The sequence below is a fragment of the Mitsuokella jalaludinii genome, from assembly GCF_928722185.1.
Taxonomy (GTDB): domain Bacteria; phylum Bacillota; class Negativicutes; order Selenomonadales; family Selenomonadaceae; genus Mitsuokella; species Mitsuokella jalaludinii.
Genome location: NZ_CAKMXA010000001.1, coordinates 2,166,009 through 2,180,028, shown reverse-complemented (window position 1 = coordinate 2,180,028; position 14,020 = coordinate 2,166,009). Strand labels below are relative to the sequence as shown.

General features: G+C 54.6%; 12 protein-coding genes and 1 pseudogene. 4 read left to right on the top strand and 9 right to left on the bottom strand.

Annotated features, from left to right (window positions below; translation table 11 throughout):
• Positions 1 to 48: 48 nt before the first annotated feature.
• Positions 49 to 480 carry a helix-turn-helix domain-containing protein gene (locus tag QDI87_RS10205; protein WP_055161620.1) on the bottom strand — a complete coding sequence of 144 codons (432 nt, stop codon included), beginning with the start codon at positions 478 to 480 and terminating at the stop codon, positions 49 to 51.
• Positions 481 to 1,198: 718 nt separating this feature from the next.
• On the opposite strand from QDI87_RS10205, the gene QDI87_RS10200 reads away from it, so the two are divergent.
• Genes QDI87_RS10200 through QDI87_RS10190 form a run of 3 tightly spaced genes read left to right on the top strand, consistent with a single transcriptional unit; the run spans position 1,199 to position 2,961 of the window.
• Positions 1,199 to 1,828 carry a DUF4234 domain-containing protein gene (locus QDI87_RS10200; protein ID WP_255240864.1) on the top strand — a complete coding sequence of 210 codons (630 nt, stop codon included), beginning with the start codon at positions 1,199 to 1,201 and terminating at the stop codon, positions 1,826 to 1,828.
• A gap of 50 nt (positions 1,829 to 1,878) precedes the next feature.
• Positions 1,879 to 2,487 carry a zinc ribbon domain-containing protein gene (locus QDI87_RS10195; protein WP_278743207.1) on the top strand — a complete coding sequence of 203 codons (609 nt, stop codon included), beginning with the start codon at positions 1,879 to 1,881 and terminating at the stop codon, positions 2,485 to 2,487.
• 54 nt (positions 2,488 to 2,541) lie between these two features.
• Entirely contained in the window at positions 2,542 to 2,961 is a 420-nt protein-coding gene (locus QDI87_RS10190) for a hypothetical protein (protein WP_255240866.1), read from the top strand.
• A gap of 91 nt (positions 2,962 to 3,052) precedes the next feature.
• Here QDI87_RS10190 and QDI87_RS10185 read toward each other — a convergent pair.
• A pseudogene (locus QDI87_RS10185) lies at positions 3,053 to 3,429 on the bottom strand (transposase); the annotation flags it as partial.
• 183 nt (positions 3,430 to 3,612) lie between these two features.
• Here QDI87_RS10185 and QDI87_RS10180 point away from each other — a divergent pair.
• Positions 3,613 to 3,738, top strand: a complete 126-nt coding sequence (locus tag QDI87_RS10180) for a hypothetical protein (protein ID WP_255240965.1) — start codon at positions 3,613 to 3,615, stop codon at positions 3,736 to 3,738.
• A 44-nt stretch (positions 3,739 to 3,782) separates the two neighbouring features.
• Here QDI87_RS10180 and QDI87_RS10175 read toward each other — a convergent pair whose 3' ends face one another.
• From QDI87_RS10175 to QDI87_RS10145, 7 genes are all read right to left on the bottom strand, one after another.
• Positions 3,783 to 5,168 carry a replication-associated recombination protein A gene (locus QDI87_RS10175; protein WP_255240964.1) on the bottom strand — a complete coding sequence of 462 codons (1,386 nt, stop codon included), beginning with the start codon at positions 5,166 to 5,168 and terminating at the stop codon, positions 3,783 to 3,785.
• Between the two features lie 288 nt (positions 5,169 to 5,456).
• On the bottom strand, positions 5,457 to 6,992 hold the full coding sequence (gene guaA, locus QDI87_RS10170; RefSeq protein ID WP_278743389.1) for a glutamine-hydrolyzing GMP synthase: 1,536 nt from the start codon (positions 6,990 to 6,992) through the stop codon (positions 5,457 to 5,459).
• 127 nt (positions 6,993 to 7,119) lie between these two features.
• Positions 7,120 to 7,596 (bottom strand): DUF805 domain-containing protein, encoded by a 477-nt coding sequence (locus QDI87_RS10165; RefSeq protein ID WP_278743205.1) that lies wholly within the window; start codon positions 7,594 to 7,596, stop codon positions 7,120 to 7,122.
• A 65-nt stretch (positions 7,597 to 7,661) separates the two neighbouring features.
• Positions 7,662 to 8,258 carry a regulatory protein RecX gene (locus tag QDI87_RS10160; RefSeq protein WP_278743204.1) on the bottom strand — a complete coding sequence of 199 codons (597 nt, stop codon included), beginning with the start codon at positions 8,256 to 8,258 and terminating at the stop codon, positions 7,662 to 7,664.
• Positions 8,255 to 9,346, bottom strand: coding sequence for a recombinase RecA (gene recA / locus QDI87_RS10155; RefSeq protein ID WP_244881883.1), 1,092 nt, complete (start codon positions 9,344 to 9,346; stop codon positions 8,255 to 8,257). Before recA ends, QDI87_RS10160 begins: the two co-directional genes overlap by 4 nt.
• A gap of 170 nt (positions 9,347 to 9,516) precedes the next feature.
• Complete coding sequence (locus tag QDI87_RS10150; protein ID WP_278743202.1) at positions 9,517 to 12,708, bottom strand: efflux RND transporter permease subunit; 3,192 nt, start codon at positions 12,706 to 12,708, stop codon at positions 9,517 to 9,519.
• A gap of 12 nt (positions 12,709 to 12,720) precedes the next feature.
• On the bottom strand, positions 12,721 to 13,941 hold the full coding sequence (locus QDI87_RS10145) for an efflux RND transporter periplasmic adaptor subunit (RefSeq protein WP_278743200.1): 1,221 nt from the start codon (positions 13,939 to 13,941) through the stop codon (positions 12,721 to 12,723).
• Between the last annotated feature and the right edge of the window lie 79 nt (positions 13,942 to 14,020).

The window sequence follows — 14,020 nt, the reverse complement described above, 5'->3', positions numbered from 1 at the left end:
CGCAGGACAACAAATCCTGCGGGGACATTTGTATAATGAAAAAAGGAGTCAATGTCTGTCTGTCGGTGCTTCGCCTGCAACAGTCGGACTCTTTGGAGCAGCCGCCGTATTCTTCACACGCGGGCGGCTGCTTTCAGTCGACGATACATCATTGCTCTCACGTGCATATACTGCATCAAGCGTGATGTCTACGATATCCTTTCCTTCGTCGCTCAGATTCAGGTACTTGCGGAGATGACTGCTCGTCCGCGCATCCGCTTCGCGCAGCTTCTCCGCCAGTGCATCCTCCTCCCCGAGGATGTAATCCGTCGAGACATGATAGAGCTGAGCGAGTTCGCGCAACTTTCGCGACGGCGCGCTCGCGCCACTCTCGTACTTGTTGTAAGCCGTCCTCGTGATGCCGAGAATCCTCGCGACCTCCGTCTGCGATAGTCCTTCCCGCTTGCGCAGCGCACGCAGCCGTTGAGCCGTCAGGTTCATCCTGCCCCCTCCTTTCCTACCATATAGTATAGGTAGAAAGAAAGACTCACAAAAGCCGTGAATTTTTTTTGACATAATTAGCAGGAATTTAGAACAATATGTAGAAATAGTGAGTTATAATCACTGATAGTGTGTTTCTCTCTACTGAAGTACATAATATCCATCAAAGGAGGTTCGCGTATGCAATACATAGAAAAGGCAATATGTTTTCAGAAAATAGAGAGTAAACAGTCACTCTTACCTATCAAAAAATAGAAAGAAGGCATTGATATGGGATGGTTCAAAAAATAAAAAAATCTAGGAGCGATATCCTGCATGATATATCTGCTCCTATTCGTCGTCCTCGCCGGCGGGTGTTCTAAAAAAGACAAATACGTCCAAACTTTCAAGAAAGATCACATGAATATATTTTCCGATCGATACATCGGCAAAGCATTGGAAAATTTCTTTGTCGACCTGAAATAGAAGTCTTTTGAAGCCGACAACGGTCAACGCATCGTTGAATTTATGAGCATCAATGATAATCCCATGACCATAATCGAGTCAGCCACTATTATGAAAAATTATGGATAAAGATTCATCATTTTCTTAAGTACAATATTTCAGGAATTTAGAACAAAATTAGCTTAGAAGATAGTATCTAGATAATATGATACCATCTGAGTTAAGCAAAATGAAACAAACTATATTCTTTTTTACACATTTAGGAGGTATTATTATGAGTTATTGTAAAAATTGTGGTACAAAATTAGATTATAACGAGAAATTTTGTCCAAAATGTGGTGCTTCATTAGACACAGAGGAAGTAGGAAGTATACCTCAAAAACCTGCTTCGATAGTAAACCAGACAGAATCTATAGTTCCATCATCCAATCAACCGATTATGCAAAATCAGACCTATGGCAATCCGTCAGCCTCCTTCATTTCTCCTGATGTACAGAATACCGTTTATGTGGCTCAACTTGAAAAAATGAGTTTACTCTCTCTCATTCTTCTATCGATAGTCACACTAGGCCTTTATGGTCTTTATTATCCCATTCGTTTAGAAAAAGATGTATCCAGTATGTTGGGACGACACACGACCTCCAGCGGCTTCCAGATTGTACTATTTTCTATTTTTTCCTTCGGAATATATCCGATTTGGTTCTTTAATAAGATGGCTGCTGCTCTCGATGAAGCAATGGACAAGCGACATATGATTGGTGACCGCATCGGGTCTGGAGCTGGTTTTGTTATCATGCTCCTAATTCCTTTCGTGGGGCTTTTAGCATTATACAAAATCATTAATGCACATAACTCTATCATTGATTTCGACAGATATGCGCTGATGGCAAACCAGAGCAAATAAACTATATTGATGAGCAACTTACAGCAACTGTACAGAAGGGAGGATTATCTATGTTTTGTACAAACTGTGGCAAAGAACTCAGTCCAGAAGAAAATTTTTACACCAGATGCGGGCATAAAGCACCTGTACTTGCAAGTCAGTCATCTGATTCCATAGCTGCTCAGAAAGAGCTGACAACAGCCCAGAGCATGATGGCTGCAGTAAACTTGCCAGACTTGCAAGCTGTCTATGCCCATTTGGACAAAGCTGCCAAATGCCAAGACCAAGCGCTTTTGCAACAATTGAAGGCTCTAGCTGATAAATATGCAGATATTGCAAATTTATCTAAGAATCTGTCCATGGCAACGACGCAGACAGTCAGTATGAATCCTTATCTAAAAACTGCTGCTGTCGGTGCTGTTGGCGCGGGAATCGGCACTATGGCCGCTGGTGCCATGAACGGAAGCGCTGGCGTAGCAACAGCTGAAGCTGCATCTTCGGTCGGCAGTTCCATACTTTCATCCAATGTAGGCGCTCAGTTAGCAGATCATCTCATTCGTGATAATCACGACACACTATCGGACGCTGCCAGCAACATTGCCGATACGGCAAGTGATGTTGCAGATGCAGCTAGCGATACTGTCGGTGACGTCATTGACTTTCTATCAGATATTTTGTAACCCAATTTCACATATCGACTAGTATATAGAATAACATAGAAAGAAGGAATAAATATGTCTATCTTCCCTAAAAAGAAAAAATGGAGATTTTTATTAGGTGCCATCATCATAGCTGTCATAGCTATCTTTGCTACCAGCAATGGTTCATCACCTCTTAATAAAAATATACAAATTGTTCAAAATGGCTACTTAGAGGCCATCCCTAATCAAAAAATTGGCCCAGCATTCAAAGAATTTTTCGGTGAGCCGAAATGGACCTCTTTTACGTCGACTGACAATAAAGAAGTTGTAGAGTTCACTGGTAAATGCAGATGGAATGGTGAGCCTGCCGATTTCAAAATGCAATTCATTATGCTAAAAGATGGAAACTTCCGAGTTGGTGCTATGAAAATCAATGATGAATCAATGAATATACTCGAATCCGCTGCAATAATGAAAAAAATCATTTCTGAAAAAGCATCATCGGGTTCGTAATTATATTTTATCTAGTCAGATAGAGTTCACTTTTAATCATGTATTGATAAATTTAAACGGCGAATTGTCAAGCTAAGTGCAACACCTTTGCTGCGTGGATAGCGCGGTAGATCGTCGGAACATTGACGAGACGGCAGCCATGCTCCAACTGGATCCGTCCGACAATCTCCTCTGGCGACCAGTGGTACTCCACGACACAGGTTTGGATGTAAGCGCGTGCAGTGGCGCATAGGCCAAGCGTTTATGAGGGCGACAGGCTTCTCTGCGTTGCTTGTAGAGTGCTTGTGCAGTCAACGGGCAGTACGACATAGGTTGGGCAGCTGGAGCCGCATTGCGGCGAAACTCACGCGAGATGGTCGACTTGCTCCGGTTCAGCAGATGGGCAATCTCCGTGATAGATTTGCCCTCAGCAAGAAAAAAAGTATCTTTATCTCGCTCAAATGGTGTAAGATGTGTGTAGTGGCACATAGGTCATCCTTTGCTGTAGGTAGTTCTTTTCAAACACCATTATAGCAGAGAGGTCTATGTGTCATTTTAATTTGGTTGTCTAGGAGCTGTTGCACTTAGATTGTAAATCCATCGATGAACAGCGTATAATGAATACGCAATAACCACACAAGAAAACGAGGGATTCAATCAGGGAAAAGCATTTTGATATCAACGAGCAGGGGCTCAGCATCCGCTGCAAGCTCATCTGCAGCGCAAGCGACTTTCCAGAACCCCAACCACATGGCGCTCGCCATCCACAAGATCATCGAGTTCTTCCACGAGGACTGAGATCCAAATGATACATGCGGGCGGCTGTTCGCCGTCCGCATGTATCATTTTTTATCTTCCCATGGTTTCTCAGGCCTTCCGGACCGCGATGGGTCAACAAACGCATACCTTTTGGGTTCTTTCCCAATCGTTCTAAAATAGGCCTTGATGTCTGCCTCGTGGCCGATATCATTCGGCTCATATATCCGTTCTTCACGAATCGCATCAGGAAGATACTGCTGCTCCACCCAGTGATTCGGATAATTATGCGCATACTTGTAACCAATACCCCGTCCGAGCTTTTTGGCACCTTTATAACTAGAGTCCTGCAGGTAGGAAGGAATCGGGAGATTGCCCGTCTTCCGGACAATTGACAAGGCCTTCTCAATGCCAAGATAAGCAGAATTGGATTTTGGGGCGGAAGCGATATAGGCGGCCGCCTGTGCCAAAATGATTCTCCCCTCCGGCATGCCAACGCGCTCTACACCGATTGCCGCCGATGCTGCAACACAGATTGCCATCGGGTCGGCATTACCAACTTCTTCAGATGCAGCTACCAGCATTCTGCGTGCAATATACTTCACATCCTCGCCCGCTTCCAGCATCCGAGCCAGATAATAGAGGGCCGCATCCGGATCCGAACCGCACATGGACTCAATAAATGCAGCGATTGTATCGTAATGATGATCCCCGGTCTTATCGTAGCGGATTGCCTTCTTCTGTATGCATTCCTCTGCCACTTCCAGTGTGACATGTATCGTTCCATCACTTCCCGGATCTGTCGTAAGCACAGCAAGTTCTATAGCGTTTAGCGCGGCGCGGGCATCGCCATCTGCGATATCGGCCAGAAAATCTGCCGCATCCTCCGTGATATCAGCATGATATGTTTTTAGTCCCCGTTCCGAAGCGAACGCTCTGTGGATCAAAGTCAGGACATTCTGCTTCGAGAGCGGCTTCAGTTCAAAAATTCTCGATCTCGAAAGAAGCGCACCATTCACTTCAAAATACGGATTCTCTGTTGTTGCACCAATCAGAATCACCGTGCCGTCTTCCACATATGGCAGCAAATAGTCCTGCTGTGCCTTATTGAACCGATGGATCTCATCAATAAAAAGAATCGTTTTTCTTCCGTAACCGCCCAGATTCTCTTTAGCTCTTGCGACAACTTCCTCAAGATCTTTCTTTCCTGCAATCGTTGCGTTCACCTGATGAAAATCAGCGGACGTAGTACCAGCGATCACACGTGCGAGGGTTGTTTTCCCCACGCCAGGCGGTCCATAAAAGATAACCGAGCTGATCCGGTCCGCTTTAATCGCACGGTAAAGAAGCTTTCCCTTCCCTACAATGTTCTCCTGACCAACCACCTCTTCTAAAGTCTGCGGACGCATCCTGGCAGCAAGGGGAGCCTCCTTTTCTTTCCGGCGCTCAGCCGCATATTCAAAAAGATCCATCTGCTGTTATACCACCTTTACCTATCTTCCGTATCACAATGCCGCCTGGACGCACAGGCGCTGTGATACATGTTTTCAAATGTTGACAAACGATCTTCCAGCAATCTTATAACGCTCCGGAGTACCTTTGACCTCGAAACTCCTGACTGAAAATCGTCAAGCCCCGCCCTTTGGAATAATTGCTAATTCATCGCGACATGGGCTTTCATAATTCCGTACTTCATATTCCGGACAAAAGAAGGGCCTGCTCAAAGCGAGCAGGCCCTTCCTTTGATACTGATATGGCTCTTATTCGAATTCGATCGTTGCGGGCGGTTTGCCGGTGCAGTCGTAGAGCACGCGGTTGACGCCCTTGACTTCGTTGACAATGCGGCTCGTGGTCTTCTGCAGGACTTCCCACGGCAGCTGGGCGCTCTCGGCCGTCATGAAGTCGCTCGTCATGACAGCGCGCAGGGCGATGGCGTAGTCGTAGGTGCGGCCATCGCCCATGACGCCGACGCTGCGCATGTTCGTCAGCGCGGCGAAGTACTGGCCGAGGCCCTCGACGCCAGCCTTGGCGACTTCCTCGCGGTAAATGGCGTCTGCTTCCTGGACGATCTTGACCTTCTCGGCCGTGACCTCGCCGATGATGCGGATGCCGAGGCCCGGGCCCGGGAACGGCTGGCGGTTCACGAGGTACTCAGGCAGGCCGAGCTCGCGGCCGGCAGCGCGCACTTCATCCTTGAAGAGCAGGCGCAGCGGCTCGACGATCTCCTTGAAATCGACGAAGTCGGGCAGGCCGCCGACATTGTGGTGGCTCTTGATGACGGCCGACTTGCCGAGGCCGCTCTCGATGACATCCGGGTAAATCGTGCCCTGGACGAGGTAGTCGACAGCACCGATCTTCTTGGCCTCTTCCTCGAAGACGCGGATGAATTCCTCGCCGATGATCTTGCGCTTCTTCTCCGGCTCCGTCACGCCCTTGAGCTTCTCGTAGAAGCGGTCCTTCGCATTGACGCGGATGAAGTTGAGGTCGTACGGGCCTTCCGGGCCGAAGACGGCTTCGACCTGGTCGCCCTCGTCCTTGCGCAGCAGGCCGTGGTCGACAAAGACGCAGGTCAGCTGCTTGCCGATGGCCTTGGAGAGCAGCACGGCTGCGACGGACGAGTCGACGCCGCCCGACAGCGCGCAGAGTGCCTTGCCCTTGCCGATCTTGGCCTTGAGCTCCTCGATGGTCGTCTTGACGAAGGAGTCCATCTTCCAGTCGCCCTTGCACGCACAGACATTGTAGACGAAGTTGTGGAGCATCTCCTTGCCCTGTTCCGTGTGCATGACTTCCGGATGGAACTGCGTCGCGTAGAGGCGGCGCTCGGCGTTCTCCATCGCGGCGACCGGGCAGACCGACGTGAAGGCCGTGACCGTGAAGCCCTCCGGTGCCTTGGCGATGTAGTCCGTGTGACTCATCCAGCAGATGCTCTTCTCGCGCACGCCTGCAAAGAGCTTCGATGCCTTGCCCGCCTCATTGAGCGTGACTTCCGTCTTGCCGTATTCGCTCGTCGGTGCCGTCTCGACCTTGCCGCCGAGAAGATGGGCCATGAGCTGGGAGCCGTAGCAGATACCGAGCACGGGGATGCCGAGCTTGAAGATCTCCGGGCTGCAGGTCACAGCGTCTTCCGTGTAGACGCTGTTCGGGCCGCCCGTCAGGATGATGCCCTTCGGCGCCATCTCGCGGATCTTCTCCAGCGAAAGCGACTGCGGATGGACTTCGCAGTAGACATGGTTTTCACGCACGCGGCGCGCGATGAGCTGATTGTACTGGCCACCGAAGTCCAGTACGAGAATCATTTCATTTACAGGCTTACTCAATTTTGTTCCTCCCAAATCAAAAACCTACTTTTTCAAATTATATCATAGATATCATGGCAGAGCAAAAAGAAACGCCGCAGATGCGGCGTTTCCTGGTTCACTTGATTCATCTCTTCTGCAGCGGATCATCACCGTACTGGTTTGGGCCGCGCTTGCCGCGGATCATCATGAGGCAGACGATCAGCAGCATCGTGAAGAGGTTGAGCCCCTGCACGACCTGTGCCTCCATGCTGTCATCAGGAAGCTCTGCGATCAGGCGGAAGAAGAACGGCTGCAGGATGGCGATGACGAGGTAGAGGACGGCCAGCGGCTGTCCCATGCCGAGGTCGTGGAGCCGGCGCACGACGAGTGTGTAGATGGCGACGACCTCGACGATGGAGATGACGATAGCCGCGCCGTCGGCGACCTGCTTGCTGCCGAGCAGACTGTAGAAGAGCGTGTAGAAGATCATCGCCACGATCGTGGAGACGACTATGACGCCGAACAGCCGCATGATGAACGGCTTGCGGTTCAATCTGCCCCGGCAATTGAAAAATTTCTCGCGCAGTTCCTGCGCATCAAGACGAACGTTGAATCGTTCCATGAAATCCCTCATTTCTTATCGTATCCGCACGTCATGAGCAGTGCGGCAGTGGAAGCATGTCCGTGTCAGGCCTCTCCATCTCCGGCGCCCTGACTCCTGTATAGTTCGACAGCATCCCTTGCCGTTCCTGCTTCAAATCCCTTCTGGTAGAGATTGGCCATCATCTTCTGGCGGTCCGCATTGTGGGGGTACTTGAGGGCGAGCACGCGCAGGGCGGCCTGCTTCTCGCGCTCATAGGTGTCCTTTGGCTTGCAGGCGTCGATGTCCCCTTTGGTAAAGCCCCGCTGGCGGAGCTTGAGACAGATCTGGCGCACGGAATTGCGGCTCTCCGTGTAGAGAAAGGCGAACTGGCGCGCACACGCTTCGGCGTCGTTGAGGTAGCGGCGCTCCTTGAGGCGCGCGATGGCGCCTTCGATCTCTTCGTCACGGTAGCCCTTGCGCGCGAGTTTCTCATAAAGCTTTGCTTCGCTGTACTCCTGGCGCGCGAGGATGTCGACGGCAGCTATGAGGGCCGTCTTCGCCGGTTTTGCCGGGGCTGCGGAAGCCTCCCCCTCCGTTATGCCCTCTGCCCGTCTCGTGCAATTGCGGCGGGCGCGGCGGCGCGGGCGCGGCGTCTCCTCATCCGAGGCGCCTGAGCCTGCGTGGTAGCTGCGGTACATCATGCTTCGTCATCGGCCGGAGCGCCCTCATTTGCCCGCTCGGCCTCTGCCTCCGCCTGCTTGAGCGAATCACCCGCCTCGGGATTCTCAAGCAGCTTGGCACGGATCTTGGCCTCGATCTCCTCGCAGATGGCCGGCTGATCGCGCAGGGACTGCTTGGCATTCTCCTTGCCCTGGCCGAGGCGCGTGCCGTTGTAGGAGAACCAGGCGCCGCTCTTGTCGACGATGTCGAGGTCGACGCCCATGTCGATGATGCTCGAGAGGCGCGAGACGCCCTCGCCGTACATGATATCGAACTCTGCCGTGCGGAACGGCGGCGCGACCTTGTTCTTGACGACCTTGATGCGCGTGCGGTTGCCGATGACGTCCTGGCCCTGCTTGAGCGTGTCGATCTTGCGGACGTCGAGGCGGACGGACGAGTAGAACTTCAGCGCGCGGCCGCCCGTCGTCGTCTCGGGGTTGCCGAACATAACGCCGACCTTCTCGCGGATCTGGTTGATGAAGATGGCCGCCGTGCGGGACTTCGCGATGATGCCCGTGAGCTTGCGCATGGCCTGGCTCATGAGACGAGCCTGCAAACCGACGTGACTATCGCCCATGTCGCCCTCAATCTCGGCCTTCGGCACGAGTGCGGCGACGGAGTCGACAACGATGATGTCGATGGCGCCGCTGCGCACAAGTGCATCGACGATGTCGAGTGCCTGCTCGCCCGTATCTGGCTGGGAGATCAGGAGATCATCGATGTTGACGCCGAGCTTGGCGGCATAGACCGGGTCGAGCGCGTGCTCGGCATCGATGAAGGCCGCGATGCCGCCGTTCTTCTGTGCTTCGGCGATCATGTGCAGCGTGACCGTCGTCTTACCGGAAGACTCCGGGCCGTAGACCTCGATGATGCGGCCGCGCGGAATGCCGCCGACGCCGAGTGCGATGTCGAGCGGCAGGATGCCCGTCGGGATGACCTCGATGTCCATGTGTGCCTTGGCATCGCCGAGGCGCATAATCGAACCCTTGCCGAAGTCCTTCTCGATCTTCTTCAGCGCATTCTCGAGCGCTTCCTGTTTACTTGCTGCTTCTTTCTTATCTGCTGCCATGTAGTTCTCTCCTTTCATGACAATCCATCGTGATTGACGCATCTATGTTGACTCATTCGATTTCAGCGCATAGGGGTCAGTATATTCTTAGTATACCAAAAAAGGCACCCTCCTGACAAGGAAGGTGCCTTTCTATGGATAGCACATCGACTCTGCGATGGCATTCTGGATCACATGTAATCGGCCGAGGATTTCTTACGCTCCTGCTTGACGAGGCCGAGCTTGGCGGCAATCCACTCCATGCCGACGAAGAACACGGGGATCAGGAAGATACCCATGGCCGTCGCGAAGAGCATGCCGCCGACGACGGCGACGCCCATGCCGTTACGCGCTGCAGCACCGGCACCCGTGGCGATGGCCAGCGGGATACAGCCGATGATGAAGGCAAACGAGGTCATGAGGATTGGGCGCAGGCGCAGGCCGGCCGCCTCGATTGCTGCCTTGACAGGCTCCATGCCGCGGTCGACGCGGACCTTCGCGAACTCGACGATCAGGATGGCGTTCTTGGCTGCAAGACCGATGATCGCGATGATACCGATCTGCATGTAGACGCTGTCCTGGAGGCCGGCGTTCTGATGGCCAAGCATCGCCTCGAGGATGGAGAGGCCGTACTCAGATGCCACCGCTCCGAAGATGCCTGTCGGCACCGTCAGAAGGACGGCGAACGGGACGCTCCAGCTCTCGTAGAGGGCTGCAAGGCAGAGGAAGACGAAGACGAGCGAGAGCACGAGGACCTGCATCGTCGAACTCGAAGCCTTGGCCTCCTCACGGCTCTGGCCAGACCACTCGATGTTGAAGCCCGTGCCAGCGTTCTGCTGGACGACTTCCTTGATGGCATTCATGGCCTGGCCAGAGGAATAGCCATTGCCCGTCTGGCCCGTGATCTGGATGGAACGCGTGCCGTTGAAGCGGGAGATGCTCGACGGGCCCGACGTGAGTTTCGGACGCAGCAGCGTGTCGAGCGGGACCATCGTGCCCTTGCTCGACTTGACAAAGATGAACTTCATCTGGTCAGTCGAGCTGCGGTAGTCGTTGTCGGCCTGCAGCATGACTTTGTAGCTGCGGCCGAAGCGGTTGAAGTCGTTGACCTGATAGCCGCCGTAGTTGACCTGCATTGCGGCAAAGACATCCGAGAGCTGGATGCCGAGGTTCTTGACCTTCTCGCGGTCGACCTCATACTGGACGACCGGCGAGCCGACAGAGTACGTCGAGCGCACACCGGCGAGCTCCGGTCGCTGGTTGGCCTCTGCGACAATCTTCTTGGTGATGTCGTTGAGTTCCGTCTCCGTGTGGCCCGTCATATCCTGCAGCTGGAGCGTCCAGCCGCCCGTCATGCCGAGGCCCGGCAGAGCCGGCGGGTTCATGGCGATGACCGTCGCCTCCGGCGCGACCTTGGCGCCAAGGCCAAATGTCGTGCGCACGGCCGCATTGATGGAAGAAGCTGCATCTTCACGCTGCGACCAGTCCTTCATGCCGACGACGATCATGCCGGCACTCGACGAGGAACCGCCAGAGAGCGGCGAGAAGCCTGTGATGGCCATCGTGCTCTGCAGGCCCTTGATATTTTCCATCATGGCCGCGTTGAGCTTGTCGACGACGGCCTGCGTGCGGTTGGCCGAAGTACCATCCGGCATCTCGACAGCTGCGAACATGTAGCCCTGGTCCTCGCTCGGGACGAAAGTCGACGGCAGGTTCTTGTAGATGATGCCGGCACAGCCCGAGACGATCAGCAGGAAGATGATGGCCAGGCGCGAGTGGCGGATGAAATTCGCCACGATGCCGACATAGCCGCGCTTCATGCGCTCGAACCAGTTGTTGAACTTGGCGAAGAAGCGGCCGAGCACGCCCTCGTCGTCCTTCTCCGTGTGCTGCTTGAGCATCATCGCGCAGAGCGCCGGCGTCAGCGTCAGGGCCACGAAGGCCGAGAGGCAGACCGAGACGGCGATCGTCAGGGCGAACTGCTTGTAAAGGACGCCCGTCATGCCGCCGAGGAAGGCGACCGGCACGAAGACGGCCGAGAGGACGATAGCGATGGCGATGACCGGGCCCTGGACTTCATCCATGGCGCGCTCCGTCGCATCGATAGGCGTCAAGCCCTCTTCCATGTGTTTCTCAACATTCTCGATGACGACGATAGCATCATCGACGACGAGGCCGATGGCAAGGACCATCGCGAAGAGCGTCAGCGTGTTGATCGTGAAGTCGAGCACAATGAAGGCGCCGAGCGTACCGATCAGGGAGACCGGCACGGCGAGCAGCGGGATGACCGTCGCGCGCCAGTTCTGCAGGAATACGAAGATGACGAAGACGACGAGCAGCAGGGCCTCGAAGAACGTCATGAGGACTTCTTCGATGGACGTGCTGATGTAGTTCGTCGAGTCGAAGATCGTCGACATCTGCATGCCCGGCGGCAGCGTCTCCTTCGCTTCATCGAAGACCTTGCGGACTTCGCTGATGGTCTTCATGGCATTGGCATCACTCGTCAGGTTGATGCCGAAGCCGACGGCCGGGTAGCCGTTGAACTTCGAGATGATGGCTTCCGACTGAGAGCCCGTCTCGATCTTCGCAACATCCTTGAGGCGGACGAACTGGCCGTCACCGTTCGACTTGATGATGACGTTGCCGAATTCCTCCGGCGTCGTCAGGCGGCCTTCGATCTTGCCGGACATCTGCTTTTCCTGGCCGTTGTTGACCGGCATGGCGCCGACCGTACCGGCCGGGGCCTGGACATTCTGCTCCTTGATGGCAGCCGAGACATCGGCGACCGTAAGGCCCAACTCTGCGAGCTTGTCTGGATTGAGCCAGACGCGCATCGCGTAGTCGGAGCCGAATACCTGGACATCGCCGACGCCGTTGATGCGCTTGAGCTTATCGAGCAGGTAGATCGTCGCGTAGTTCTTCATGAAGGCACGGTCATACGTGCCGTCCGGCGAATAGAATGACATCATGTACGCCATATCATTCGTCGATTTCTTGGTCGTGACACCGACCTGCTGGACCTCAGACGGTAGCTGGCTCGTCGCCGAAGCAACGTTGTTCTGCACCTTGACCGAGTCCATGTCGCCATCCGTGCCGACCTCGAACGTGACCGACAGGCTGTAGCGGCCCGTATCATCGGAGGTTGAGGACATGTAATCCATGCCCTGCGTGCCGTTGACCTGGTCCTCGACGATCTGCGCAACCGTCTGGTTGACGACGGCCGCACTCGCGCCCGTGTACGACGTGCTGACGCTGACCGTCGGCGGCGAGATCTGCGGATACTGCGCGATTGGCAGCTGCGTTGCCGCAATGGAGCCGGCGATGACGATGATCAGCGAGATGACGATGGCGAATATCGGGCGGTGGATAAAGAATTTAGACAAGACGCCGCCCCCTTAGCTGTTGCTGTCGCCGCTGTTTGCTTCCGAAGAAGTCATCGTGTCAAACGGCATCGTATCCTCATCGAACGAGAAGCCCATCTCCTCAGGCGTCACCATCGTGACGGCGAGGTCCTTGCCCTCCGTCAGACTCGAGAGGCCCTCGACGACGACCGTGTCACTGGCGGAGAGGCCGCTCTTGACGATGTAATAGCTGCCGATCTGCTGGCCGAGCTCAATACTGCGCGACTCCGACTTGCCATCAGCGCCGACGACCATGACAAACGTCTTGTCGAGCAGCTGCTGGACAGCGCGCTGCGGCACGAGGATGGCGTTCGGGATTGTCTCGCCCGTGAGCTTGACGCGCGCGAACATGCCCGGCAGCAGCAGGCCGTTCGGATTCGGGAAGAGAGCCTTGAACGTCAGCGTGCCCGTATTCTGGGCGAGCGCGCGGTCGGCCTGGACGATGCGTCCGTCCATCGGGTACGTCGAGCCGTCGGAGAGCTTGACCGTGACGTCAAGCGGATTGCCCGAACCGCTCTGCATGGACTGGATGTTGCGGAATTTCAGATACTCGGCCTCCGAGATACTGAACTGCACGAAGACAGGGTCGATCGTACCGATGGTCACGAGATTCGTGTTGCCGGCCGTGGCAAACGTGCCGACAGCGACATCGTCGACGGACACCTGCCCCGACATCGGCGCGTAGACGACCGTGTCATCGAGGTCCTGCTGTGCTTTCTGCACGAGCGCCTCGTTGGCGGCAGCCGCGGCCGAGTAGGCATTGACATTTGCCTGCTGCGTCGTCACCGTCTGCTCCGAGATGGCATCAGCGGCGAGCAGCGACTGGTCGCGGTAGAGATCGGTCTGCGCATTCGAGAGCGTCGCCTGTGACTGAGCAAGATTTGCCTGCGCCTGCAAGACTGCGGACTCATACTGGCGGGAGTCCAGGCGGTAGAGCGGCTGCCCGGCTTCTACATGGTCACCGCCATGGAAATACTTTTCGACAATCTTGCCGGACACCTTCGACTGGACCTTGACCTCATCCCGGCCGACAATCTGGCCAGCATACTCGCTGCTGACCGGCGCGTCCTGCTGCAGGACCTTCATGGCCTTGACCTGGGTTGCCCCCGCTGCCTGCTGCTGCTGCTTCGCGCCGCAGCCTGAGAGGAGCACCGTGGCCGAGAGCGCCAAGGTCAGCATGAGAGCCAGCGGTTTCTTGTTCTTCGCAAAAAACAAAGAGATAACCTCCTTTGACTTTGGTGATATCGGATGATACCTTCTTCACTGTTCGATTAGTAAATAAATGTTTACTATT

Excerpts from the sequence above, each read along its gene's own strand:
- QDI87_RS10175 (WP_255240964.1), bottom strand. The coding sequence starts at position 5,168 with ATGGATCTTTTTGAATATGCGGCTGAGCGCCGGAAAGAAAAGGAGGCT.
- guaA (WP_278743389.1), bottom strand. The coding sequence starts at position 6,992 with ATGATTCTCGTACTGGACTTCGGTGGCCAGTACAATCAGCTCATCGCG.
- QDI87_RS10195 (WP_278743207.1), top strand. The coding sequence starts at position 1,879 with ATGTTTTGTACAAACTGTGGCAAAGAACTCAGTCCAGAAGAAAATTTT.
- QDI87_RS10160 (WP_278743204.1), bottom strand. The coding sequence starts at position 8,258 with ATGATGTACCGCAGCTACCACGCAGGCTCAGGCGCCTCGGATGAGGAG.
- QDI87_RS10205 (WP_055161620.1), bottom strand. The coding sequence starts at position 480 with ATGAACCTGACGGCTCAACGGCTGCGTGCGCTGCGCAAGCGGGAAGGA.
- QDI87_RS10200 (WP_255240864.1), top strand. The coding sequence starts at position 1,199 with ATGAGTTATTGTAAAAATTGTGGTACAAAATTAGATTATAACGAGAAA.
- recA (WP_244881883.1), bottom strand. The coding sequence starts at position 9,346 with ATGGCAGCAGATAAGAAAGAAGCAGCAAGTAAACAGGAAGCGCTCGAG.
- QDI87_RS10165 (WP_278743205.1), bottom strand. The coding sequence starts at position 7,596 with ATGGAACGATTCAACGTTCGTCTTGATGCGCAGGAACTGCGCGAGAAA.
- QDI87_RS10190 (WP_255240866.1), top strand. The coding sequence starts at position 2,542 with ATGTCTATCTTCCCTAAAAAGAAAAAATGGAGATTTTTATTAGGTGCC.